We start from the raw sequence: 21,546 nt of genomic DNA, 5'->3' as shown, positions 1-21,546 counted from the left end.
TTCGAGCCGATAGGCGACATTGGGACAATGCGTATCGAATATCTCTTCGTCGTATTGCCAATTCGCAGGCCAGTACTTTCGCAAAGCATAGTTCTGAAATGGCAGCAAACGACATTTCGTTTAGAGCGAAAAACAATTACGTATCTTCAAAGACGCCGCTGTCGTAGTCACTTCAGAAAACTTGTAAAATTAGCCCTCAGCAACCAAAAGCATCGAATGACGATACTGTGTCTGGTAATAGACAAGAGAGATGGAAGTTGGGCGGCGTTTGCCGACTGCCTAATCACTTCGGACGCCAATGACCAAGGCCTGTCTTTGGAATCACCGCTACGCCCAAGATACGAGAATAAAAACACCATCGGATTCTGTGAAGTCGCATTAGAAGAGAAAATTGGATTTATCGAAGAAGGTGTACTTTTCGGATGGGTGAACGCGCGACCCGAAGCCGTCCAAAAGCTTCGAGAGCTAAAGTCTCGGAAATCTGATGAAGAAGTTAGAGATATAATTCCTGGTGGAAGGAACTGCTATTTTCTTGCCGGTAATCGCAAGAGCGGCGCGTTGTCTCCTATGTTTTGTGGGCCATCTGAGCAAATGCACCGCATTGACTCAGGTGACTATGAGTTCATCTTTGCAGGAAGCGGTAGCCGAGTTTTGCAGGGGATTGAGTTTACTTCGCATCACCAGCCGCTTGCAAAGAACGCGCCTAACGTCATATGGGCAACAATTTCAGCGGTTTCCCGATTTTTGTCGGAGGAAATGGCAGGGCAAACTAGCCAGTTCTACAGCCTCAGGACAGGCGGGCATTACCGGATTTTCTATAACGCACCGGATGGAATACGTCAGCTACACTTCGCTGTAAACCATTGGTTCAAAAACTCCGATAATGAACCAGTCGTGACAAATGTCATCCTTCCCTTTCTGGGAAACCGATACGAATGCTTGGTTGAGTTTGAAGTCGGAACGCAATGGCAAATGAATATTTCTAAGGCAGTCGCAATAGCGCCATTACTTCAGTCGCCAAGGGTCGAAGAGACGTTTAGAATTAGAGCCCTCGATGTTCTGCAAGCCAAGCTGTCGGAATGCACATTTCATTTTTGTTGGAATACCGAGGCGCACAAGGCCTTTGTGGTTCAAGGTCAGGAACCGAAGTTCCAGTTGAGCGATTGCGCTTTTGAGAAAAGAGCACATAGACAAACTACTGTTGAGATGGTTAGGCGTCTTCTCGGTGAATAGAACGATCTGCTCGCATTGTCTGCTTAGCTGGCGTCTGATCGTATCTGTATCGACGCACGGAGATACGAAGCTCGTATAGTATTCATTGATTGTGGACATTCCTGCTTGGTCAAATTGAGGCATATGGCCGAAGTGGAGTAGTGACACACGGAGTAACACACTTCATATTGTTCGATCTTAAGTCACTGAATTTAAAACATTTTAGAAGAATTTTTTTGTGACAAACGTTCTTGCGGCATCAACTGCCGTCAGTCACGACGGAGATGCCAAGACCCTAGATTGGTTTTGTACCAATTTAAACCATCGCCTGCAGGCTTAGTCTCTCCAGTGAAAGTGATCTGGGGACTCGGACCACGATCAAATGAAGCGTCGAGATGTGGAGGGTCAATTATCTCTACTTGTGTTACCTCGGGTCCAAAGGCTTTCTTAGGCTCAGGTACTCTAAGCTCTAGGGAAACTGTCTCTAGGTCTGCCAGCTCGGAAAGCAACGCTTTTCGCCGGTTTCCAGCATTGTCACGGGGCGTCACGACCCGAAGATTGATGGGTCTATTATCCGAGGGGTTATGGTTTACGTGGTCTACATCATAATCTCTAGGAACCCATTTTCCTAAAGTTATTGCTGCAATGAAGCGGTGAGAAAGTATGGATTTTTCGCCGTGTTTAAACCAAAGGTAGTCGTGACCTTCGCGGCTTTTTCTACCGTTTGGCAACTCCCCGTCCACGATTCCAGCCAAATAATCGACCGACGTTTCTCTCACGACTTCTGTTAGATTTGGATAGGGCATCTCGTGCGGGTGTTCCGTTGCATATTCCGTAGACAAAACGGCTTGAACATATTCCGCATCTTTCATTTCAACGCTTCTCCCTGAGTTCACAGTCATACCTAGTAAGAGCAACTGAGATTTAAAGCGCAGCGTTGAATCCGTATACTGGACCTTGGATCGAGCACATCGAACGGCGCAGGCCAACTCATGCTGAACGTCTTGCGTGCCGTGGCTCAATTCGAACGTAAGATGATGTTGGCGAGGCCGCGAAAAGGTAACGCTAAGGCTAAGGCGCTGGGCAAGTAAAAGGGGAGAAGGCCGACAGCTCGTTAGAAGGCTGGTAACAATGCTGCACTACTGGCTAAAGGCATCAGCAAAAGGGAATTTGCCAAGAGTCTAAGTGTTACTGCGAAATCAGTGCTCGGGGTAATAAGCGCAAAACGCAAAATGAACTAAAGCTGTAATAGCAAGTCTTCTTTGCTAGACGGTCTTTCAAAAACTAATCGTAAAAGAGGGTTTAGCGAACCGACAGTGTTCACTTTGCCTCTGGCTGGCTCTCTAGATAACCAATAGCGACGTTTGCAAAACTCTTCCGAAAATAAGCCGTGTCGGTTCTTTTCCAGTTATCAAGCAATACGACTGCGTTCTCTAAAACCAGTTCTTCATCCAAACCACGTACCAACTCTTTGCGTTCTCGTACCAGTTCCGGATCATTGAGGTTCAATACGTCGATCATTTTATTGGCGTTTGCTGCTGCGGAAGCTATTTCTCCAGTCGATTGATAGGAAAATAAGGACACACATCTAGCTTCAGGAAACGGGGATACGTGGCATTTTTCGTCAAACCAATTTCCCTTTTTGTTGCCACACACCTCCAAGGCGTTGCCATCGTTATCCATTGGACCGCAACTCATGAACAAATTTTTGTAGTCAAGTTCCAGTTCTGGATAGTCACTCTGCGGACGAAAATGTTCTATATGAGAAAATCTAGGATCATTCAGGTCCAGTTTTCTTCCACAATACACACACTGCCCTGTTTGTTCTCTCAAAAGACTTAATCTTAAATCCGTTTTTTCAGCACCGCTAAGCGCATTGTAAGTTGCCGTCCAATCTTCGTTGTCTTGACCTAAAGCCAACCATTCGACAAAAGTTGTTGGTGGTGGTCCCTTCGAAGAACCTCTCATTGAGCTGCGAACTTTCGTTCAAACTTACTTCGCAACGTAGCGACCAGGGATGACTCACCTTCGACCTTGGCCTCGATTTGCTCTAAAGCTGATTTTGTGCTCTCCAAATCACCTTTGTCATACGCTTGATCGAAACTTTCAAATAACTCATCGACATCAAGCTCTCTTTCTGAAGTGTCAAGCAATGCTTCTAGAATATAGTTCGTGTCACGACCTTTGGACGCACTTGGGATTCTCACAGAAACATGGCCGCTACTATCAGCATTCAATACACGAATATTTCTTGCGTTGACCCCGCCCATCACCTGGGGAGAGTGGGTCGTCACAATGAATTGGCAAGCTGGAAAAGACTTTAGCAGTTCAGTCAGTATTTTCCTTTGCCATGCAGGATGTAAGTGAAGTTCAACTTCATCAATCAGCACTAAACCTGGACGTTCATTCATCGGTAAACTTGGATATTCTAGAGACAACCTTCTCGCTAAGTCGGCAGCAAGCAGGAAGTAAACTCGCTCACCACTGGAAAGCTCATCGAAAAGAACCTCGATACCATTCTTGATAAAAAGCAGTTTTCGCGCAGATTGATTTTCATCGTAACGCGAAGTGATTGAATCAAAGTTCTCCATCTGCTCAAGAACCGACCTAATCGCATCCAATTCTGGATAGCTAAATCCAAAGTCCTTTCGCTTCTGCACTTCGCGAGCTTCATCACTCTCTCTTTCGAAAAACCAATTCTCAAACTCGCCAACAGAAGTGACGGATGTCTTTAAAGAACTATCTCGGTTTCCCCGCGAGGTTGGTTGCTTTCGATCTGCAATGCGCTCTTGCGAATAGTAGACGATGAGGCTTGTTTCCATATCCTTCTGACGCTTAACATAATCGCCCATCTGCCTGAGGTGCCGTGTGCCAAGGTGTTCTTCAAAACAAAGCTCAAAGTATTCAGTGTCTTTTTCTGAAGCAGCGCGAAAATGAGCTTCAATTTTTCCTTTGGTGGCCGTGCGTCGTCTTGAATTTAGGTCTAGGTGAAAAATGGGATACTTAGAGCCGCGTTCAGTGCTTACCCAAACCTGTGTGGCGGTAGCCAAGACGGCTTCCAAAATTGATGTTTTTCCAACGCCGTTTGAACCTGCAATTACAGTTAGCGCAGGATCAAAGTTTAGTTCGAGAGACGCTATCCCTTTGAAATTCGATATTTTCAGCGATGAAACAAAGAGACGGTTTCTCAAAGGACTTCCTCATACTTGTTTTCTTGAAAACTACTCGTGAACCTCCGCAATGTGAACAAAATAAGCTTTTCAAACGCGTAATGGCCCTAAGTATCCAGTTTAGGATTTGTGTATGTGTAGGCACGCCCAGATGAGTTGCAAGAACCTGTAGCTCGATTAAAGGTGACACATTAAGTTACACAAGTGAAAAAGACCATTGCCAACACTTTGAAAATAAACAAAAACTGATATCGAAAATTATCCGAATGGTCCTGCCGGGGTCGCCAGGGTTGTGCTGTTCTATGCGTGCCAAGATGATGAGGATTTATCGAAAAAACGCAGCATATTTTCTGATCTGTTAAAACGCATCGTAACCTGGTCACCGGATACTGCTGCCAACACCTACTTTGGGGCACGGTCTGATGGCACATGTAATTCCGTTCGAAATCTTTGGTTTGCACTATGTTCTCAGCTGCTCGGATGATCCGAGCGCGCCGGGGTTGCAGTTTCGCCTGCGGGATGAAAGCTTTTCGAGCCCGGTAAAAACCTTCTCGGCCTGGTCTTTTGAAGACCTCTTTTCCAAAGTTGAGGAACACATCGGACTGCCTCTGGCATTTGATCTACGCAGTTTCTTGAGAGAGCAGGTCGAGACGGCAGAGGCGTCAAGCAACTGGGTTGGCGACATGGCGGTTGCGCTTGGCAGGCCCGTAATCGCGCAGTGCCCGACAGCGATCAACAAGATCGCAATTGGCATGCGCTGAATGGTAGATTTGTGACGCTTGGCCTAACGAGGTTCATCCAACGGTTTCGATGGTTGAGCAACCCCCATGCGTCCCTCCATTTCCTTGAAAAATTGATAGAACTCAAATTCCATGGCCCAGAATGACTGCAGGTTCCTCAACGCCCGGTCGGAGAGTTGATCCGTTGTTTCCGGGTTGGCGTGGCGCGCGTCGGTGTCGGGCAATTCGAATTCCTCAATGCCGATCGCGGTCAGGAAAAACGGCAAGTCTCTCTGTAAATTCTGCGTGTCAATGCAGGTAATGATATTGCCGGTTTCGTTCGCCAAGGTTTTCAGGCTTTCGAAATGGAAGCTGTAATTTGTCTTGATGTGCATGATCGCGTTGAAGGCAAAGAAGGCAGCAGATTTGTCCCTTTCGTTGCTGCTGTCCAGGGCTTCGGCGAGCTGGTTGGCGGTGTCGAAAAACAGGAACGATGTCGCCTCTGCCGGGGACCACATTCGACTATAGGTGGGTCGCCCTTGCCGGCGCCTGCTTTGAAAGGCCGAAACGAAACGCGCCACCGGATCACGAAACGTGAAAGCAAGCTTACGATCCGAGCCGAAATCCCGCAGCGTGGAGGTGATCGTTTCGCGGTGGGACAGGAGTTGGATCGGGCGCGACCAGCGAGATCTGTTATGGCGGATCACCGACTTCAGATAGGTTCCGCCGGTCTTGCCGGGATGCAGGAGGCAGATCGGCGTTAAATCCTCTTTGGTCGTCACTGGTGTCTCTCGGGATCTTGGGTTTCGGCTTTCTTCAACTAGCGGCTCATCGCGGGGCTGTCGAGGGTGCTATCCGATGATCCATTACAGTGTCCTGACCCACATCTCTGGCACCTCTAAAATGCAGCATAAATGCTTCATGCTTTCCTAGCCGATATTGGCAAATCATTAACTGGCTTTGGCTCATAACAACGCCGGGGCGATTTGTGGTGAGCGTGCGTAATGGCGTATAATGTCAGATATGATTTTGAAGGTGGTGCGACCGTTGGGTCCGTCATCGGGGCAGAGCATTTTGGAACGAACTACCTGTTTCATCATGATCGCGTCGGTGCCGACAGCACCTTTCCCGAGATCATGGATCGCGTCGGCATTGACCTGATCCGGTATCCCGGCGGTACGGTCACCGAAGAGTTTTTCGACCTTTCCAACCCGACGGCGACCCTGCAGCCAAGCATCCTTGGCCGCAATGATAGGGATGTAACGCCGATCCAGGAGTTTCTGAACTACGCGGCGCAGTCTGGGTCCAAAGCGGTCATCGTTCTGCCAACCTACAGGTATTTCGACCAGGATACCCGCGAGATTGACCCGGCGGCCGAAGCCATCATCAAGGATTTCGTGCGCGCGGTTCTGGCGGGGGATTACGGGGACGCGCAGATCAGTGGCTTTGAGATTGGCAATGAGTGGTATCAGGACAAGTTCAACTGGTCCGCGGCCGAATTCGGCGAATTGCAGAGCAAGATGGCACTCTGGATTGATGAGGTCATCCAGGAAGATGCGGAGTGGTCGGATACCGGCGTCTACATCCAGGCTGGCCGTGGCGACGACGACGGCAACGGCATTGAAGACGATCAGGAACTCGCGGCGCAGTTCACGCAGCAGGAACTGGATGCCGTCGATGGCCTGATCTCGCATTTCTACGCCTCGACCAGCTCCGGCAACTCCATGATTCTCGGCGGGAACGTCAACCGTCGCCTCAAGGATATGGCGGATTATTGGGACACCTCCGATGAAACCGGGTTGGATCTGGTTGTGACGGAGTGGAATATCGGCGGCAACGGCCCCGACGACACGTCGGTCACCGGTTTGATGCGCAATGTGGCGTTGCTGAACGTCTTTTCCAACATGATGGAGCAGGGCGTTGACATGTCCGCCATCTGGACCGCGCAAGCGCCCGGCCCCGCATCGCTCAGCAATAAGGAAGGGGATGACCACCTGACGTCGACGGGGTTCCTCTATCGGATGATGCGCCGTGAACTGGTCGATACGCAGGCTGTCGAAACCGTGCAGGGTGATGAAATACTCGCAGGCAACGGGCAGGAAATCGGGCGCACTTATGTGTTCCAGGGTGACGGCAAGACGGTTCTCTATCTCGCGTCCGGTGTTGGGGAAACGATCAACCTGAATGTCGATTTCGGGCAATACATGACGGCCGGTTCGCATATCCATGCCACCGTCCTGGACGCCGCCGAAGGCGCATCCGCCACCGACTACCGCGTTGAAGCGACGATGAAAACGATTAGCCATGGCGAGATCGGCAACAGCGGCAGCTACACTTTCTCGCTCGGTGACTACGAAGTCGTGCAGGTGGTGATCACCAATGGCACGGGAGTGCGCCTGTTCGGGGACGATCAGAACGCCACAAATGACACCTTCGATGGCACGGCCCACGCCGATGAGATCTGGGGCCTCGACGGGGATGACGAAATCAACGGGTTTGACGGTGATGACCTGATCGATGGTGGCGCCGGCAACGACGCGCTGTCGGGCGGGGCGGGTGACGATCTTATCGTGGGCGGCGCCGGGTCAGACACGATCGACGGTGGCGCGGGCGAAGATACGCTGGACTATTCTGACAACGCCTCAGCCGTCCGGATTTATGCCCGCGAGGGCGTCGCCGAAAAAGACGAAAGCGGCGAAGCAGATGCGTTTGCCAATGTCGAGCATTTCATCGGTTCCGACCACGATGACACGATCTTTACGGGCGAGTCCACGGCATCGGTCGACAGCGGCGCGGGTAAGGACTTCGTGCGTATACTGGGCGGTGACGATGTTGAGGTTGAGACCGGTGACGGCAATGATTTTGTCCTGGCCGAATCCGGTCGTGCCAGTGTCGATCTGGGCGAAGGTAACGACAAGCTGCTGGCCTATTCCGCCGATGTGGATGTCGATGGGGGCGCGGGAGACGATGTCATCCATGGCGGCAGCGGCAATGACACCATTGATGGCGGCCAGGGTAACGACGTCATGTCCGGCGGCGATGGCCAGGACACGTTCGTTTACAACAACGACGGTGGCACCGACACGATCCTTGATTTCGACACGTCGCAGGACATTCTGGACCTGACGGATCTTGATATCACCTTTGCCGATATCGAGGTTGTCGAGACTGACCGTGGCGTCGACCTGCGCGTCGCAGGGCAGAGCATCGTTCAGCTTCAATCCGTCACCGCGGAGGAAATCGCCACAGATATGTTCGCGATGTAAGCCACCGGGCGTTTCGGTCGCTGTAACGCGGTCCGCCAACCTCGGCCTGAGAGATAAAATTTGCAACACTGATGGCTTTCCATCACGACAGCGTTGAATCTTGTCCGCGGTTTGGGGACATTGGCACCAAGGCCGCCGCGAAATCGGCGGCGAGGTCGTGCCAACAGCAGGTGAACGGATGGCGAGGAAGACGGTACATGTCCATCTGGGGCCGCACAAAACCGGCTCGTCCGCCATCCAACGTGCCTTGAAGGAAAACGCCGACGTGCTTGAGGCGCGATGTGGCCTGACCCCGATCGCAACGCCGCTCCTCGCCAAGGTCGCTAAACTTCTGAATGCGGAGCGGGCTTTCGACGCCGCTGATGCGCTGGAGCAGATTGCTGATCTGTGCGGTCAGGCACCGGGGGATTGCATCCTGTCCTGCGAAGACCTTTCGGGAATTTTGCCCGGGACCCGCCGGGTGCGGGAGGTCTATCCGGCGCTTTGGCGCAATATCGCCGCTCTGGACGCGGCGCTCGAGGCGTTTGATACCCGCTATTACTTCTTTCTGCGCGACCCGGACGACTGGATCAAAAGCGCCTATGTCCAGAACCTCAAGCACCGGCAGAAATTCAGCAAGCTCGAGGGGTTTACCCAGTTCCTCAAGAGCGACGGTCTGTGGGATGGCGTGACCGCCGAGGCCAGTCGGCACCTGCGGGAACGGTTCGTGCTGATCGACTACCCGTCGGGTGAGAAGACATCCGCCATGCAGAGCCTTCTTGCGGCGATCCCCGGCCTGCGATCCGCGGATATCGGTGCGATCCGCGAAAGCCGCGCCAACGTGTCGCCAAGCGACACGGAGGTTTTCCTGATGGAGCGCATCAACCGCTCAAGCGCCTCGCAGGAGGCTAAGCGGTTGGCCAAACTGTCGCTGCTGTCGCCCCGCGAAAACGACACCCCAGCCGAGGTTACCGTCCAAGACAACACCGATTGGTTCCACGTACCGGACAAGCCCGAAAATTTGCCCAAAGTGCTCGACCCCCTGTGGCGGCGCGTCGAAAAACGTGTGCGGCAGCAGGATCAGCCAAATCTGATGCCTGACCTTGATATTGATCTCAAACCGCTCCGGACGCAGATCGTCGAAGCCGAAGGCGACCTTCCCGAGATTGGTCGGGGGCGGATGAGCAATCAGGCGGAAATCCTAGTCTATCGCTTCCGCGATCAACCGGAGATTTGTTTTCTGCTTGGGCTCGCGATCAGTTACTTGCGCCGGGATACGCCCCACACCGCCCATGCCGCGGCCCTGTTCCAACGGCTCTGGGCCGAAGAATATCCGCTTCTGCTGGGGCTTCTGCCCACTCGTTGGCTTATTTCGAGTTTTCAGACCTTCCTAGATCACGGCGTCAACGAGGATCAAAAGATCATCGGCGCCAGCGCCTATTTCTACGCCAACATCCTCAAGGCCTACGAGACCGAACGCGCCTTCGAGGACCTGCCACCGGATGCGACCTACCCTCACAAGCTGCCACAGACAAAGATGGGGTTTGCCGGGTTGGATCGCTTCAGGTTGGGCGGTTCCGACCTGATCCTGAACACGAACGCCTTGTTGTTGGAATACTCTGCGCGTGATGCGATTGCAGGGCGCGTGGTGCAGGAATTCATGGCGCGCGCCAAGGCTGCTAACACGATCTTTTCGAGGATGGACCAAAGCCGTAAGGCCCACGGGGTCAACATCCAACAATTCTCGAACTGCTGGAGCTTTTTCGACGAACCCTGACGGGATACGGCTTCAGATCACCTGGATCACATCTTTGTCGATCGCCAGCATATAGCCACGGCGTGCGATATTCTTGACCAGCAATTCGCTGACCAGCTGATTGCCCAGCGTATCCCGCAGGCGCTTGATGCGCGTGGCACCGGCGGCCTCTTCGCAGTCGCTGGCGCTGCGGCCCGAGATCATCGCCTCGATCTCGGCACCGGACAGAACGTCATCATCCATGCGCGCCTCGGCCAGGATGGACAGCGTTTCCATCGCCGCATCGGTCAGCTTGAACCCCATGTTGTTGAGGTACACGGTCTTTTCTTCGCGGCTTATCAGCAGTGAGCTGACCTGAATACCCGAGCGTTCGATCTGTGCCATCCGCCGATTCATCGCGATCAGCATCACCAGGAAAACCAGCGCCGCGACCAGGAGGGCCGCAGCAAACACCAGCAGCACGAAAATCACCATCCGGTAGCTGACAAGCGTTTCGGAAAACGCCGTACCGGAAAGCGCGAGAATTTCGAGCAGCTTGATTTCCGCATCCGTGGTCAGCGCATCGTTTTCGACAAAGATCCGCTCGACCCGTGCGTTGAACGCGTTGGCATCCGGCAGGCTAAGGAACAACAGAACCGCCGCGACCGACAGGATCAAAACCACCGCAGCCATGCCAATGACCACCGCACGGCTTCCCGTACGGCGCGCATCTGCGGCAGAGTTCGTCAATTCATGCAAAACCGATCCTTCCCGACCCTATTGCTTTTTGACCGATAGAACCTTGAGCAGGGTCAGCCCCTTTTTCTTTAGCCTCTTCTCGAGCTTTTGTGTAACGGCGGCAATGTTACAGTCGCCATTCACCTGTGCAACATCGTGAAAGAGCTTGAGCGGGTTATCGCGCTTGGCCTTGTATTCGACCGAGCAGGCGGCATTGGCCGCCTGGGCGCCGATGGTCAGGGCCATGATGGCCACGGGGATGATCAGAATGCGTTTCATGCGGCAAACATGCGCGACTGTTCACAGCTATTCAATAACATGTGCGCGGAAATGGCCCCGGAACAGCCTGTTATTAGATAACATTGTGTCGATATTGCCTGTCTCGGGGGCAAAACCGCATTCTTGGATCATCGAACACACGCCCCACCCGCCGGAGCGACACAACCCGATGATGCCTGAAAGGAAAACCAATGATGTACCGCAGATTCATAGCGACAATTCTGGCCACAGCCGTCGCGATCACCGGACTGACCGCGGCACCTGCGCGCGCTGACAATGACGATCTTCTGAAGATCCTTGGCGGTGTCGCCGCTATCGCGATCATCGGCGCAGCGATCAAGGAAGCGCGTGATGACGACAAGGTATCGCGCAATTACCCCTATTACGGTCACCGCCCCCATAAATCGCATCGCAAACATCGACGCCATACTTACCAGGGGAACCGCTATGACAATCATGGCGCGCGCCCCCTGCCGAAACGGGTACAACGCAAGCTGCTGCCGGCATCCTGCCGGGTAAACGCGCGCCGCAATGGCCAGCGATTTGTCGGGTACAGCAACTGGTGCCTGGACCGGAAATTCCACTACACCAACGCCTTGCCGCGTGAGTGTGCTGTCACGGCCCGTATCCTGCGCAACAACAAGCGTCGGCTTGTCTATCGCAGTGGCTGCCTTGGCCGATACGGATATGCCGCTGCGCAATACTGATCCACGGCATAATCGAGCAGTAGGGGGAGGGTTCCGGCTCTCCCCTTTTGCATTGCGGGCGCAACTGTGGTTTGTGGCCGCCATGGATGGGCCGGATTACTCTTTGGAACAGAACGCTTTTGACACCGGGGTACGTGTCATCGCTGGTGTGGATGAGGTGGGCCGGGGCCCGCTGGCCGGGCCGGTCACCGCCGCGGCGGTTGTTCTGGATCCGGCCAATATTCCCGAAGGTCTGAACGATTCAAAACGGTTGACGGCGGCACGGCGCGCGGCGCTCAATGACGCGCTGATGGCTTGCGCCGATGTGTCCATCGCTCATGCCAGCGTGGCCGAGATTGACGATCTGAACATCCTCCGTGCCTCGCATCTGGCAATGGAACGCGCGGTGGCCGGGTTGCGGCAAAGGCCGGACCTGGCGTTGATTGACGGCAATATGATCCCGAAGGGTCTGACCGTTCCGGCGCAATCCATCGTCAAGGGGGATGCCATTTCGGTGTCGATTTCGGCGGCGTCGATCGTTGCAAAAATCTGCCGGGATCGGATCATGTGGGATTTGGCGCAACAGTATCCCGGCTATGGATGGGAAACAAACGCGGGCTACCCGTCAAAAAGCCACAGAGAGGCTTTGCAAAATCTTGGGGTGACCCCACACCATAGACGTTCGTTCAAGCCCGTCCACAATATCTTGTATCAAGAAAATAACTAAGCATTTGATTCAAAAAAGAATTTGACGGCGAATCGCCTTTGACTCATCTTTGACCTCAGCGAACCAGAGCGCAAAAGCGCCGGGACCAGAGGCAGAAAATGACGACGAAAAGTAAAACAAAGGGCGTCGATGCGCTCCCGTTGAACACGATTCTTGCTGGTGACTGTATCGAAATGATGAACAGTCTGCCGGCGGAGAGCATTGATCTGATCTTTGCCGATCCGCCCTATAATCTGCAGCTCAAGGGCGACCTTCACCGCCCGGATAACAGTCAGGTGGACGCCGTTGACGACGCCTGGGATCAGTTTTCGTCCTTTGCCGCTTATGACAAGTTCACCAAGGATTGGCTGGCGGCCGCGCGGCGATTGCTGAAACCCGATGGGGCGATCTGGGTGATCGGGTCGTACCACAATATCTTCCGCGTTGGCGCGGCGTTGCAGAATGCCGGTTTCTGGATCCTGAATGATGTGGTCTGGCGCAAGTCCAATCCGATGCCGAATTTTCGCGGCAAGCGGCTGACCAATGCCCATGAGACGATGATCTGGGCCAGCAAGCAAGAGGGTGGCAAGTACACTTTCAACTACGAGGCGCTCAAGGCGCTCAACGAGGGTATCCAGATGCGCAGCGACTGGGTGCTGCCGATCTGCACCGGGCATGAACGCCTAAAGGACGACAAGGGCGACAAGGCGCATCCGACCCAAAAACCCGAAAGCCTGCTACATCGCGTTCTGGTCGGGTCGACCAATCCCGGCGATGTCGTGCTGGACCCGTTCTTTGGCACCGGGACAACTGGCGCCGTGGCCAAGATGCTGGGCCGCAACTACATCGGGATCGAACGCGAAGAAGCCTATCGCACCGTTGCGGAGAAACGCCTGAAGGCGACGCGCAAGTTCGACCGGGAGGCGCTGCAGGTTTCGGTCAGCAAACGGGCGGAACCCCGTGTTCCCTTCGGTCAACTGGTCGAGCGCGGAATGCTGCGCCCGGGCGAAGAGCTTTATTCAATGAACAAACGTCACAAGGCCAAGGTGCGCGCAGATGGCACGTTGATAGGAGACGATATCAAGGGGTCAATCCATCAGGTCGGGGCCCATCTCGAAGGTGCGCCGAGCTGCAATGGCTGGACCTATTGGTGCTTCAAACGCGATGGCAAAACCGTCCCGATTGACCTGTTACGGCAACAGATCCGCGCCGAAATGGCGAACTGAATTCAACAAAGAACACCGCCGGTGCCTGTGGTCTGACTTCCATTTGCACCATACCTTGCCCCGTCTGTCACAGGCGGGGCTCTTTTTGATCTTAAGAGCGTACCGGGTTTGACCCGCAGGCGAGCCGTTCCAAAAGAGGCGCGCTGCAACGTCAAAAGGACTCTAGTTGATGAGTTTGGGCTTTGGCCGTGGACCGAAGGTTGTGCCACGCCCAAAGCGCCGACGAAAGAACTCGGCCAGTTTCGCCTGAAGCTGATCGTTCTTGTCGATGATGGGCAGCCCGGCAGCCTTCGCCTTCGCCCACATGAAGGGCGATGGCCACCCGGATACGATCACGATCGGAATGTCGAAATAGCCGGGATCGTTCGACAGCGTCTGCGCAAAATCCGTCCCGTTGCCATCGGGCAGGTTGTTGTCGCACAGGATCATTGAAAAACGATGTGTCGCCAGGATGCGCCGCGCGGCTTCCAGGCTGCTGGCAAACAGAACATCGGCATCAACACCCGCGCCACGAATCATCCGTTGGATCATGCGCTGATCGAAAACACTGTCTTCGATCACAAGGCATTTTGGTTTTTGAACCGTCTGTTTCAATTGCGCATACATCGGCATCGTCCTGTTTTGCCCCGCGACACTGTCACAAAGGGCTTAATCAGGGCTTAATCGCCGCGGGCCTCGGTACGGCGAAAAACCTTAGAATTGCCAAGGTTTTATTCCGTCATGCTTAGCGCGGCTGCGGGTTCTGCGCCTTGTTATAGGCTTTCCAGTTCGTGATCTCGGGATAGTACATCTGCCGCCACCTGCGGACGCGCGGGTTCATGACCTTGCGCCACAGGGGCGGGATCATCGCCGCAATTGTCATCACCGGATAGCCAAAGGGCAGCTGTGGTGCATCACCGTCCGAATAGGTCTGCAGCAGCGGGAACCTGCGGTCCGGTTTGTAGTGGTGATCGGAATGGCGCTGCAGATTGATGAGCAGCCAGTTCGACGCCTTATGGGCGGAATTCCAGCTATGCTGCGGTTTCACATGTTCGTATTTGCCATCGCCCAGGTGTTTGCGGGTCAATCCGTAATGTTCGATATAGTTGACCAGTTCGAGTTGCCAGATCGCGACAAGGGCCTGCCAGATGAATAGCGCGAGGCCGGTCCAGCCACCGAGCAGCAGGGCAAGGGCCATCATCCCGGCCTGAAGCGCCCAATAGCGGAAAAACGGATTTCTCAGGTGCGTCCAGGGCAGACCTTTGCGCGCCAGCATGTCCTTTTCGGCGCGAAAGGCCGAGAGCCAGCAGGATTTGAGGACACGTGGGAAAAAGCGGTGAAACCCCTCGTTATAGCGGGCAGTAACCGGATCGCGCGGCGTACCCACATAGCGGTGATGCACCAGCAGATGCTCGGACCGGAAATGCGAATAAAGGACCATGGCAAGCAGGATATCCCCCATCCAGCGTTCGGTCTTGTCCTTCTGGTGCATCAACTCATGGCTATAATTGATGCCGATGGAGCCGGTGATCACCCCCACGCCGAAGAAGAGGAAGATGGTCTCGAACGGTGACAGATGCGCGTCACCCGGCCCGTTGGCATACCAGATCATCCAATAGAGCAGCAGGAACTGCACCGGGGTCCAGATCAGGGTGATGGCCTTGTACCAGCTCAGGTGCTCTTCGCCGATCTGGGGGTCGGCATTGTCCAGCTCAAGCCCGAGAAATGCATCGAGGATCGAGAACAGGAACCACGTCAGGATCGGGATCAGGATCAGCGTCCAGCCGCCATGGGTGGCGCTGAAGAGAGAAATCGGGACAAGCAGAAGCGACACCCAGAACGGGAGGGCGCGCTGGTACCGGGCGACTTGTTGCGAGTTGAGCATCGGGTGGCTCCGACAGGGGTGTTCTGTTGCGGCAGAGTTTAGCCCAAATCTTCGACTGCGACACGGGCAAGATCGAAAACCTTGCGCATGACGGTGGGTAACTCCGAGGGTTTGAATGCTGCGGCGGGCAAAAAGCGACCGATTGGCGGGTCCGTGAGGTCATCCACGCGGGCGACGGCGATTCGTAGGCGGAGGTGAAAATGCGTGAAGGTGTGCCGCGCCTCTTCGGACAATATCTGCCACTCGGCCTCCAACGGTGGTGCGAGGGCGGGCGCGTCCACCGACCATTCGCTGCCGGGCCAGCCGAGCATTCCGCCCAGAAGCCCCTTGTCAGGCCGACGTTCCAGAAGCCATGCCCCATCTTCACGCTGCACCACATAGGCGATGCCCACGCGCGTCGGCTTGGCTTTCTTCGGCAGCTTTCGGGGCAGGTCGGCTTGGCTTCCCGCGACACGGGCTTTGCACGGAGTGCGCCAAGGGCAGATCCCGCAGGCCGGTGAACGCGGGGTGCAGATCGTCGCTCCAAGGTCCATCACCGCCTGGGCGTAGTCACCGGGCCGCGTTGCGGGGGTGAGGGCTGCTGCGCGCTCGGTCAACTCCGGCTTGGCGGTAGGAAGCGGGGTGTGCACGTCAAAGACCCGCGCCATGACCCGCTCAACATTGCCATCCACCACTGTTTCCGGCCGGTCAAAGGCGATGGCCGATATCGCCGATGCCGTGTAGGGGCCGATGCCGGGCAGCGCCAGCAAGGCGTCGCGTGTATCTGGAAAGACCCCGCCGAAGTCGTCCGCCACGACCCGCGCGCATTTCAACAGGTTGCGCGCGCGGGCGTAATAGCCCAACCCCGCCCATTCCCCCATGACGTCGCCATCCTCCGCCGAGGCCAGATCCATGACCGTGGGCCACCGGGCGGTGAAGCGTTCGAAATAGGCTTTGACCGTTGCGACGGTGGTTTGCTGCAACATCACCTCGGAGAGCCAGACGCGATACGGGTCAGGCAATACGCCCTCGGCCCGCGCCGCGGGACCGACACGCCAGGGCATGACGCGGGCATGGCGGTCATACCATCGCAGCAGATCATCGGCCTTGGCAGCTTCACACATTCGTTATCCTTGCGCGAGTTTAGGGGCTGGTATGCCCCGTCACATGCCTTAAATTAGGGCATGAGTACAGGAGGTCACCCATGACAGAGCGCACGGCTACGACGCGCGGGTTCACCCGCACCTCGTCGTTGCTCAAAAAGCGCATCCGGCGCGCATCGGAAAGCCGCGGCTTTTCGGAATCGCGCGTGTTGACCCATTGGGCCGAAATCGTGGGGGCTGATATCGCCGCCATCGCCCGCCCTGTCGAAGTCAGCTATGGTAGGCAGGGACTGGGTGCGGCGCTGACGGTGCTGACCACGGGCGCGCAGGCACCGATGCTTGAAATGCAGAAGGAAAAGCTGCGCGAGAAGGTGAACGCGGTTTATGGCTACAACGCCATTTCGCGTATTCGCATCACCCAGACCGCGCCAACCGGTTTTGCCGATGGCAAGGTCAGCTTCGACCACCGCCCGACCAAGCAGCCATCCACGCCCGCGGATCCTGCGGCGCGGAAGGCGGCGGCAGACCTGACCGCACCAATAGACGATATGTCGCTGCGATCTGCCCTTGAAGCCCTGGGTCAGAACATCCTATCCAAACCCAAACAGTGATCACCGGAGGTGAGCCAGATGAATCGACTGATACTAATCGGAGCTGTTGGCCTTGCCATCGCGGCGGGTGCCACATACTGGACCACAAGTTCCGGCACCGGGCCGGGTGACGCCGCGCAGGCGGCGGATATCGACACGTCGTCCGTCGTTGAAATGACCATGGGGCCCGAGGACGCCAAGGTCACGGTGATCGAATACGCCTCGTTTACCTGCCCGCATTGCGCCACCTTTCACAAGGGGCCCTTCAAGCAGTTGAAGGCAGATTACATCGACACGGGCAAGGTGCATTTCATCTATCGCGATGTCTATTTCGATCCGCTTGGCGTTGCCGCTTCGCAACTGGCGCGCTGTGCCGGGCCGGACCGGTTCTTCGGCATCGCCGACATGATCTATAACCGGCAAAGCCAGTGGGCCGAACGCGGTGCATCGCGCCAGCAGATTTTTGACAACCTGACCAAGATCGGGAAGGTGGCCGGGCTGGGCGAAGATCAGATCCAGGCCTGCCTGAACGACGAAGAAAGGTCCAAGGTTCTCGTGGCCTGGTATCAGCAGAACGCCAGTGCGCACGGGGTGGATTCCACGCCGACACTCATCATCAACGAGCAGAAATACTCGAACATGAGCTATGGCGACCTCAAGAATGTCATCGAAGAGAAGCTGGCCGAGTAATGTCTGCGCCACTTGCCGGCCTGAAGGTTGTTGAGCTTGCACGTATTCTGGCCGGTCCCTGGACCGGGCAGATGCTGGCCGATCTCGGGGCCGAGGTCATCAAGGTCGAAAGCCCCGAAGGCGACGATACCCGCAAATGGGGTCCCCCCTTCATCGACCGCGGCGACGATCATTCCGCGGCCTATTTCCATTGCTGCAACCGGGGTAAAGCCAGCGTTACCGCTGATTTCCGCACTCCCGAGGGCCAGGCGGCCGTGCGCGATCTGGTGCGTGATGCGGATATCCTGATCGAGAATTTCAAGGTGGGCGGCCTGACGAAATACGGGCTCGACTATGACAGCCTGTCCGAGATCAACCCCGGCCTGATCTATTGCTCGATCACCGGTTTTGGACAAGACGGACCTTACGCGCATCGCGCGGGCTATGATTTCATCATCCAGGGCATGTCGGGCCTGATGTCGATCACCGGCGATCCGTCAAGCCAGCCGCAGAAGGCCGGTGTGGCCACCACGGATGTCTTTACCGGCGTCTATGCCAGCACCGCGATCCTCGCCGCCCTGCATCAGCGCCACGCCACCGGCAAGGGCCAGCATATCGACATGGCGCTGCTCGACGTGGCCGTGGCGGTCACGGCCAATCAGGCGATGAATTACCTCTCCACCGGAAAGGCGCCGACGCGGATGGGAAACTATCACCCCAACCTGTCGCCCTATCAGGTGTTTGATTGCGCCGACGGGCATATCATCGTCGCCGTCGGTAATGACCGGCAGTTCCAGCGGTTTTGCGGCCTTCTGGACCTGGTCGAGCTGTCGGAGAACCCGGATTACGCGACCAATGCCGACCGGGTGACACACCGCATTCGCCTCACCGAACTCCTGACCGAAAAGACCTCTGCCGTGTCCAAGGCGGACCTGTTGGCCGCTTGCGAAGATCAAGGGGTCCCTGCAGGGCCGATCAACCATATGGATGAGGTATTCGACGACCCGCAGGTCAAGGCGCGGCGCATGCAGGTTGCACCGGATGGCGTACCGGGCGTTCGTTCGCCTTTCCGTTTCTCGGGCGCGGAACTGGCCTTGGAGCGGGCGTCACCGAAGCTGGGGCAGGACAATTAGAACACCGCTGCCGTCCCGGACTTGATCCGGGACCTGTTGTTTGGGTCGGACGACCCCAGGGCGAAACGGTCACATGCAGAGACCGCTCGGCATGACCTTTGTCCAAAATCAAAACATCCAAAGGCGGGATTTGTTGGCCGCCTGATGCAGCCTCATTGCCGTTGGATCGTCCTTGGTCTCGGCAATTCAGGTGTCCATTACACCCGCCGTCTTCAGTGCCGTGTCAATTGGTCCCCAATCTTCCACCTCAAGACGTACCGGCAAGGTAATGACCTTCTGACGGAACTCGGGCGGCAATCGGACCGCGTCTTTTTCAGTGGTGACCAATTGCGCACCCACCTGCCGCGCGTCGTTTTCCAGCCGCGCCATGAGGGCCGGTGTAAGCGGTTGATGATCGTCCAGGGCCTCGGTAACAAGCAGTGTCGCCCCGAGTGACTTTAAAGTGGCAAAAAATTTCTCGGGATGACCGATCCCGGCAAAGGCCAGAAACGGCGTGTCCTGCCAATCCATGCCGGTCTCAAGCGGTGCCAGATGGCCCCTGACAAGCGGCACGTCAATCTGCCCGCGCCAAAGCTCCGCGAAGTTTTTCTGCGCCGCCTCTGGCCCGATGGACAACAACAGATCAGCCCGTGCCAGGCCCGCCCCGACAGGTTCGCGCAACGGGCCCGCAGGCAGGCAGAGGCCGTTTCCAAATCCCTTTTTCGCATCGACAACCACGATCGAGAGATCCTTGACCAGCGATGGATTTTGGAACCCGTCATCCATCACGATCACCTCGGCCCCTGCGGCCTTGGCCGCCGCAGCCCCTGCCGCGCGGTCCCGAGAGACCCAGACCGGCGCGAAAGCAGCGATCAGGAGGGGTTCGTCCCCGACCTGATCCGGGCCATGGGATTTCGGATCGACGCTGACCGGACCCGACAACGACCCCCCATGCCCGCGGGAGATGACATGCGGTACCACGCCCATGGACTGCAGGTGCTGTACGAGGGCAATCACCGTCGGTGTCTTGCCGGTCCCGCCCGCATTCAGGTTACCGATGCAGATGACCGGGGAGCCGGGTCGGACGCCATCATCCCGGGCAAGTCGTCGCGCCGTTGCCCGCCCATAGAGCGCCCCGAGCGGCGAGAGAAGCCTGGCGGCAATCGACCGGCGATCAGGCGTGGTGTACCAAAAAAGTGGAGGCTTCATGGTCGGCTGTCCACAACGTCCAGGGTGTCCTGCACCAGGTCGAGAATGCGGTCCATGACCTCGGCCCCTTCCGAGGCCACATCCCACGCGGCATGAGCCATTTCCGCAGATTGATCCGGCGCGATCAGCCGCTCCACGGCGGTTGCCATTGAGACCGCATCGCGCACCAGGCAGGCGGCCCCGGCCTCGGCATAGCGCGTATAGCCCGTCACATAGCGGCTGACATTCGGCCCGTAGAGGATCGCAGATCCATGGGCGGCAGGTTCATTCGGATCGCGGCCGACCTGGCCCATGGCAAGCGAGCTGCCCATGAAGGTGACCGATGCCAGGAGATACCACAACCCAAGCTCATTGCGCGTATCCGCCAGCAACACCTGCGTCGCCTCTTCCGGCAGATCCCCCTCGGACCAGATCGCATGGCGCCAGCCGCCATCGGCCAGTATCTTTCGGAATGCGTCGCCCTCGGTAATGTCGTCGGGTACGATCACCAGGAGGGCGCGATGGGCAAGTTTGCTGACGCTCTTGTGGGCTTCGAGAATTGTGCGCAACTCATCGACCTGCGCCATCGCCGCCAGCCACACATGCCGTCCCCGCAGTAGGTTTGACAGCTCGTCATGATCCGACTGGTCATAGGGCAAGGCCACCGCCCCTTCGAGAAACGGACCGGTCACCGTCACCTCGGTATCGCCGGTCCCGATGCGGCGCAACTCCCGCGCGGCATTGGCCGAGCGCGCCATGATCGCCGAGAACCGGGAAAACAGCGCCTTTGGTAGATCGGGGAACCAACGCCACCCGGGTCGGATCAGCAGGGATTCATCCGCGTCGATCAGATAGAGCGGGATGTTGCGCGTATCGGCGCCACTGATCAGCGCAGGCAGCAGGTTGCCACCGGTCCACAGGCAAAGGTCAGGCGCCCAATGATCAAGGAAAACCTCGGCCGCCGCAACTGAGTCCTCGGGCACCGTTTGCCAGATCACGTCCTCTCCTGCGGGGCTGTCTCGGTGCAGCTCTTCCGCGCTGGTCAAAAGCATCGTGATCCCGGGCCGTTGCTGAACCAGCCGCTCGGCCAGTTGCAACAGCGCATCCGCACGGCTGGCATCCGCGGCGTGGCCCCAGACGAGTTCGCCAGCTGGACGGGGAAGCGATGGCGGCACACCTTCCCGGGGCGTCCCGCGCGCATAAGCCAGATAGGCAGCCAGGCTCAGAGAACGCCCCATGTGTCAGATTACCCCAATATTTCAAAATGGCGGCAAGGGCTCCGGGCTGGGTTGACGCGCTCTCGATCAGGGATCGGGGAAAGGCGT

The 21,546-nt window shown here is 56.4% G+C and carries 22 protein-coding genes; 11 read left to right on the top strand and 11 right to left on the bottom strand.

Annotated features, from left to right (window positions below):
• Positions 1 to 27 precede the first annotated feature (27 nt).
• Complete coding sequence (locus RBB29_RS09450) at positions 28 to 1,233, top strand: hypothetical protein (protein ID WP_306114816.1); 1,206 nt, start codon at positions 28 to 30, stop codon at positions 1,231 to 1,233.
• A gap of 248 nt (positions 1,234 to 1,481) precedes the next feature.
• Here RBB29_RS09450 and RBB29_RS09445 read toward each other — a convergent pair whose 3' ends face one another.
• Complete coding sequence (locus RBB29_RS09445) at positions 1,482 to 2,084, bottom strand: HNH endonuclease signature motif containing protein (protein ID WP_306114815.1); 603 nt, start codon at positions 2,082 to 2,084, stop codon at positions 1,482 to 1,484.
• A 69-nt stretch (positions 2,085 to 2,153) separates the two neighbouring features.
• Here RBB29_RS09445 and RBB29_RS22275 point away from each other — a divergent pair, with 69 nt between their 5' ends.
• The gene (locus tag RBB29_RS22275) at positions 2,154 to 2,303 is read left to right on the top strand and encodes a recombinase family protein (protein WP_371931468.1); all 150 of its coding nucleotides are present in this window, start codon (positions 2,154 to 2,156) and stop codon (positions 2,301 to 2,303) included.
• A 229-nt stretch (positions 2,304 to 2,532) separates the two neighbouring features.
• Here RBB29_RS22275 and RBB29_RS09440 read toward each other — a convergent pair whose 3' ends face one another.
• Entirely contained in the window at positions 2,533 to 3,180 is a 648-nt protein-coding gene (locus RBB29_RS09440) for a retron system putative HNH endonuclease (protein ID WP_306114814.1), read from the bottom strand.
• Positions 3,177 to 4,403, bottom strand: a complete 1,227-nt coding sequence (locus tag RBB29_RS09435) for an AAA family ATPase (RefSeq protein ID WP_306114813.1) — start codon at positions 4,401 to 4,403, stop codon at positions 3,177 to 3,179. The genes RBB29_RS09440 and RBB29_RS09435 overlap by 4 nt, the downstream gene beginning before the upstream one ends.
• Positions 4,404 to 4,882: 479 nt before the next feature.
• Here RBB29_RS09435 and RBB29_RS09430 point away from each other — a divergent pair, with 479 nt between their 5' ends.
• The gene (locus RBB29_RS09430; protein WP_306121133.1) at positions 4,883 to 5,143 is read left to right on the top strand and encodes a hypothetical protein; all 261 of its coding nucleotides are present in this window, start codon (positions 4,883 to 4,885) and stop codon (positions 5,141 to 5,143) included.
• 23 nt (positions 5,144 to 5,166) lie between these two features.
• Here the strand turns inward: RBB29_RS09430 and RBB29_RS09425 are convergent, their stop codons facing one another.
• A complete protein-coding gene (locus RBB29_RS09425; RefSeq protein ID WP_306114811.1) occupies positions 5,167 to 5,883 on the bottom strand; it encodes a sulfotransferase family 2 domain-containing protein in 717 nt (238 codons plus the stop codon).
• Between the two features lie 222 nt (positions 5,884 to 6,105).
• On the opposite strand from RBB29_RS09425, the gene RBB29_RS09420 reads away from it, so the two are divergent.
• Together RBB29_RS09420 and RBB29_RS09415 are read left to right on the top strand one after the other, a co-directional pair.
• Positions 6,106 to 8,367 (top strand): cellulase family glycosylhydrolase, encoded by a 2,262-nt coding sequence (locus tag RBB29_RS09420; protein WP_306114810.1) that lies wholly within the window; start codon positions 6,106 to 6,108, stop codon positions 8,365 to 8,367.
• Positions 8,368 to 8,545: 178 nt separating this feature from the next.
• Entirely contained in the window at positions 8,546 to 10,123 is a 1,578-nt protein-coding gene (locus RBB29_RS09415; RefSeq protein ID WP_306114809.1) for a hypothetical protein, read from the top strand.
• 12 nt (positions 10,124 to 10,135) lie between these two features.
• Here the strand turns inward: RBB29_RS09415 and RBB29_RS09410 are convergent, their stop codons facing one another.
• Positions 10,136 to 10,774 carry a transcriptional regulator gene (locus RBB29_RS09410; RefSeq protein ID WP_371931467.1) on the bottom strand — a complete coding sequence of 213 codons (639 nt, stop codon included), beginning with the start codon at positions 10,772 to 10,774 and terminating at the stop codon, positions 10,136 to 10,138.
• A gap of 84 nt (positions 10,775 to 10,858) precedes the next feature.
• The gene (locus tag RBB29_RS09405; RefSeq protein ID WP_306114807.1) at positions 10,859 to 11,098 is read right to left on the bottom strand and encodes a hypothetical protein; all 240 of its coding nucleotides are present in this window, start codon (positions 11,096 to 11,098) and stop codon (positions 10,859 to 10,861) included.
• Between the two features lie 191 nt (positions 11,099 to 11,289).
• Here RBB29_RS09405 and RBB29_RS09400 point away from each other — a divergent pair, with 191 nt between their 5' ends.
• The 3 genes from RBB29_RS09400 to RBB29_RS09390 all read left to right on the top strand — a co-directional run bounded on the left by RBB29_RS09400 (position 11,290) and on the right by RBB29_RS09390 (position 13,716).
• Entirely contained in the window at positions 11,290 to 11,805 is a 516-nt protein-coding gene (locus RBB29_RS09400; protein ID WP_306121132.1) for a hypothetical protein, read from the top strand.
• Positions 11,806 to 11,887: 82 nt separating this feature from the next.
• Complete coding sequence (locus RBB29_RS09395) at positions 11,888 to 12,511, top strand: ribonuclease HII (RefSeq protein WP_306114805.1); 624 nt, start codon at positions 11,888 to 11,890, stop codon at positions 12,509 to 12,511.
• Positions 12,512 to 12,609: 98 nt separating this feature from the next.
• Positions 12,610 to 13,716, top strand: coding sequence for a site-specific DNA-methyltransferase (locus RBB29_RS09390; RefSeq protein ID WP_306114804.1), 1,107 nt, complete (start codon positions 12,610 to 12,612; stop codon positions 13,714 to 13,716).
• A gap of 162 nt (positions 13,717 to 13,878) precedes the next feature.
• Here the strand turns inward: RBB29_RS09390 and RBB29_RS09385 are convergent, their stop codons facing one another.
• The 3 genes from RBB29_RS09385 to mutY form a co-directional block, all read right to left on the bottom strand.
• The gene (locus RBB29_RS09385; RefSeq protein ID WP_306114803.1) at positions 13,879 to 14,322 is read right to left on the bottom strand and encodes a response regulator; all 444 of its coding nucleotides are present in this window, start codon (positions 14,320 to 14,322) and stop codon (positions 13,879 to 13,881) included.
• A gap of 118 nt (positions 14,323 to 14,440) precedes the next feature.
• Positions 14,441 to 15,580: an alkane 1-monooxygenase gene (locus RBB29_RS09380; RefSeq protein WP_306114802.1), complete on the bottom strand. Its 1,140-nt coding sequence runs from the start codon at positions 15,578 to 15,580 to the stop codon at positions 14,441 to 14,443.
• Between the two features lie 38 nt (positions 15,581 to 15,618).
• Positions 15,619 to 16,683, bottom strand: coding sequence for an A/G-specific adenine glycosylase (gene mutY, locus RBB29_RS09375; protein WP_306114801.1), 1,065 nt, complete (start codon positions 16,681 to 16,683; stop codon positions 15,619 to 15,621).
• An 80-nt stretch (positions 16,684 to 16,763) separates the two neighbouring features.
• Here mutY and RBB29_RS09370 point away from each other — a divergent pair, with 80 nt between their 5' ends.
• The 3 genes from RBB29_RS09370 to RBB29_RS09360 are packed head-to-tail and all read left to right on the top strand — an operon-like array spanning position 16,764 to position 19,054.
• Positions 16,764 to 17,273, top strand: a complete 510-nt coding sequence (locus RBB29_RS09370) for a DUF721 domain-containing protein (protein WP_306114800.1) — start codon at positions 16,764 to 16,766, stop codon at positions 17,271 to 17,273.
• A gap of 18 nt (positions 17,274 to 17,291) precedes the next feature.
• A complete protein-coding gene (locus RBB29_RS09365; RefSeq protein ID WP_306114799.1) occupies positions 17,292 to 17,942 on the top strand; it encodes a DsbA family protein in 651 nt (216 codons plus the stop codon).
• Positions 17,942 to 19,054, top strand: a complete 1,113-nt coding sequence (locus RBB29_RS09360; RefSeq protein ID WP_306114798.1) for a CaiB/BaiF CoA-transferase family protein — start codon at positions 17,942 to 17,944, stop codon at positions 19,052 to 19,054. Before RBB29_RS09365 ends, RBB29_RS09360 begins: the two co-directional genes overlap by 1 nt.
• 186 nt (positions 19,055 to 19,240) lie before the next feature.
• Here RBB29_RS09360 and lpxK read toward each other — a convergent pair whose 3' ends face one another.
• Positions 19,241 to 20,242: a tetraacyldisaccharide 4'-kinase gene (gene lpxK / locus RBB29_RS09355; protein WP_306114797.1), complete on the bottom strand. Its 1,002-nt coding sequence runs from the start codon at positions 20,240 to 20,242 to the stop codon at positions 19,241 to 19,243.
• A complete protein-coding gene (locus tag RBB29_RS09350) occupies positions 20,239 to 21,459 on the bottom strand; it encodes a 3-deoxy-D-manno-octulosonic acid transferase (RefSeq protein WP_306114796.1) in 1,221 nt (406 codons plus the stop codon). The genes lpxK and RBB29_RS09350 overlap by 4 nt, the downstream gene beginning before the upstream one ends.
• Between the last annotated feature and the right edge of the window lie 87 nt (positions 21,460 to 21,546).

Source organism: Roseovarius sp. MMSF_3359, from assembly GCF_030733385.1.
GTDB lineage: Bacteria > Pseudomonadota > Alphaproteobacteria > Rhodobacterales > Rhodobacteraceae > Roseovarius.
The sequence above is the reverse complement of the archived record's forward strand: the minus strand, read 5'-3'. Positions and strand labels throughout refer to the sequence as shown.

What these genes read in the sequence shown, in the direction of transcription:
- RBB29_RS09450 (WP_306114816.1), top strand. Translation starts at nt 28, where the DNA reads ATGCGTATCGAATATCTCTTCGTCGTATTGCCAATTCGCAGGCCAGTA.
- RBB29_RS09445 (WP_306114815.1), bottom strand. Translation starts at nt 2,084, where the DNA reads ATGAAAGATGCGGAATATGTTCAAGCCGTTTTGTCTACGGAATATGCA.
- RBB29_RS09440 (WP_306114814.1), bottom strand. Translation starts at nt 3,180, where the DNA reads ATGAGAGGTTCTTCGAAGGGACCACCACCAACAACTTTTGTCGAATGG.
- RBB29_RS09420 (WP_306114810.1), top strand. Translation starts at nt 6,106, where the DNA reads ATGGCGTATAATGTCAGATATGATTTTGAAGGTGGTGCGACCGTTGGG.
- RBB29_RS09415 (WP_306114809.1), top strand. Translation starts at nt 8,546, where the DNA reads ATGGCGAGGAAGACGGTACATGTCCATCTGGGGCCGCACAAAACCGGC.
- RBB29_RS09410 (WP_371931467.1), bottom strand. Translation starts at nt 10,774, where the DNA reads ATGGCTGCGGTGGTTTTGATCCTGTCGGTCGCGGCGGTTCTGTTGTTC.
- RBB29_RS09405 (WP_306114807.1), bottom strand. Translation starts at nt 11,098, where the DNA reads ATGAAACGCATTCTGATCATCCCCGTGGCCATCATGGCCCTGACCATC.
- RBB29_RS09400 (WP_306121132.1), top strand. Translation starts at nt 11,290, where the DNA reads ATGATGTACCGCAGATTCATAGCGACAATTCTGGCCACAGCCGTCGCG.
- RBB29_RS09395 (WP_306114805.1), top strand. Translation starts at nt 11,888, where the DNA reads ATGGATGGGCCGGATTACTCTTTGGAACAGAACGCTTTTGACACCGGG.
- RBB29_RS09390 (WP_306114804.1), top strand. Translation starts at nt 12,610, where the DNA reads ATGACGACGAAAAGTAAAACAAAGGGCGTCGATGCGCTCCCGTTGAAC.
- RBB29_RS09385 (WP_306114803.1), bottom strand. Translation starts at nt 14,322, where the DNA reads ATGTATGCGCAATTGAAACAGACGGTTCAAAAACCAAAATGCCTTGTG.
- RBB29_RS09380 (WP_306114802.1), bottom strand. Translation starts at nt 15,580, where the DNA reads ATGCTCAACTCGCAACAAGTCGCCCGGTACCAGCGCGCCCTCCCGTTC.
- mutY (WP_306114801.1), bottom strand. Translation starts at nt 16,683, where the DNA reads ATGTGTGAAGCTGCCAAGGCCGATGATCTGCTGCGATGGTATGACCGC.
- RBB29_RS09370 (WP_306114800.1), top strand. Translation starts at nt 16,764, where the DNA reads ATGACAGAGCGCACGGCTACGACGCGCGGGTTCACCCGCACCTCGTCG.
- RBB29_RS09365 (WP_306114799.1), top strand. Translation starts at nt 17,292, where the DNA reads ATGAATCGACTGATACTAATCGGAGCTGTTGGCCTTGCCATCGCGGCG.
- RBB29_RS09360 (WP_306114798.1), top strand. Translation starts at nt 17,942, where the DNA reads ATGTCTGCGCCACTTGCCGGCCTGAAGGTTGTTGAGCTTGCACGTATT.
- lpxK (WP_306114797.1), bottom strand. Translation starts at nt 20,242, where the DNA reads ATGAAGCCTCCACTTTTTTGGTACACCACGCCTGATCGCCGGTCGATT.
- RBB29_RS09350 (WP_306114796.1), bottom strand. Translation starts at nt 21,459, where the DNA reads ATGGGGCGTTCTCTGAGCCTGGCTGCCTATCTGGCTTATGCGCGCGGG.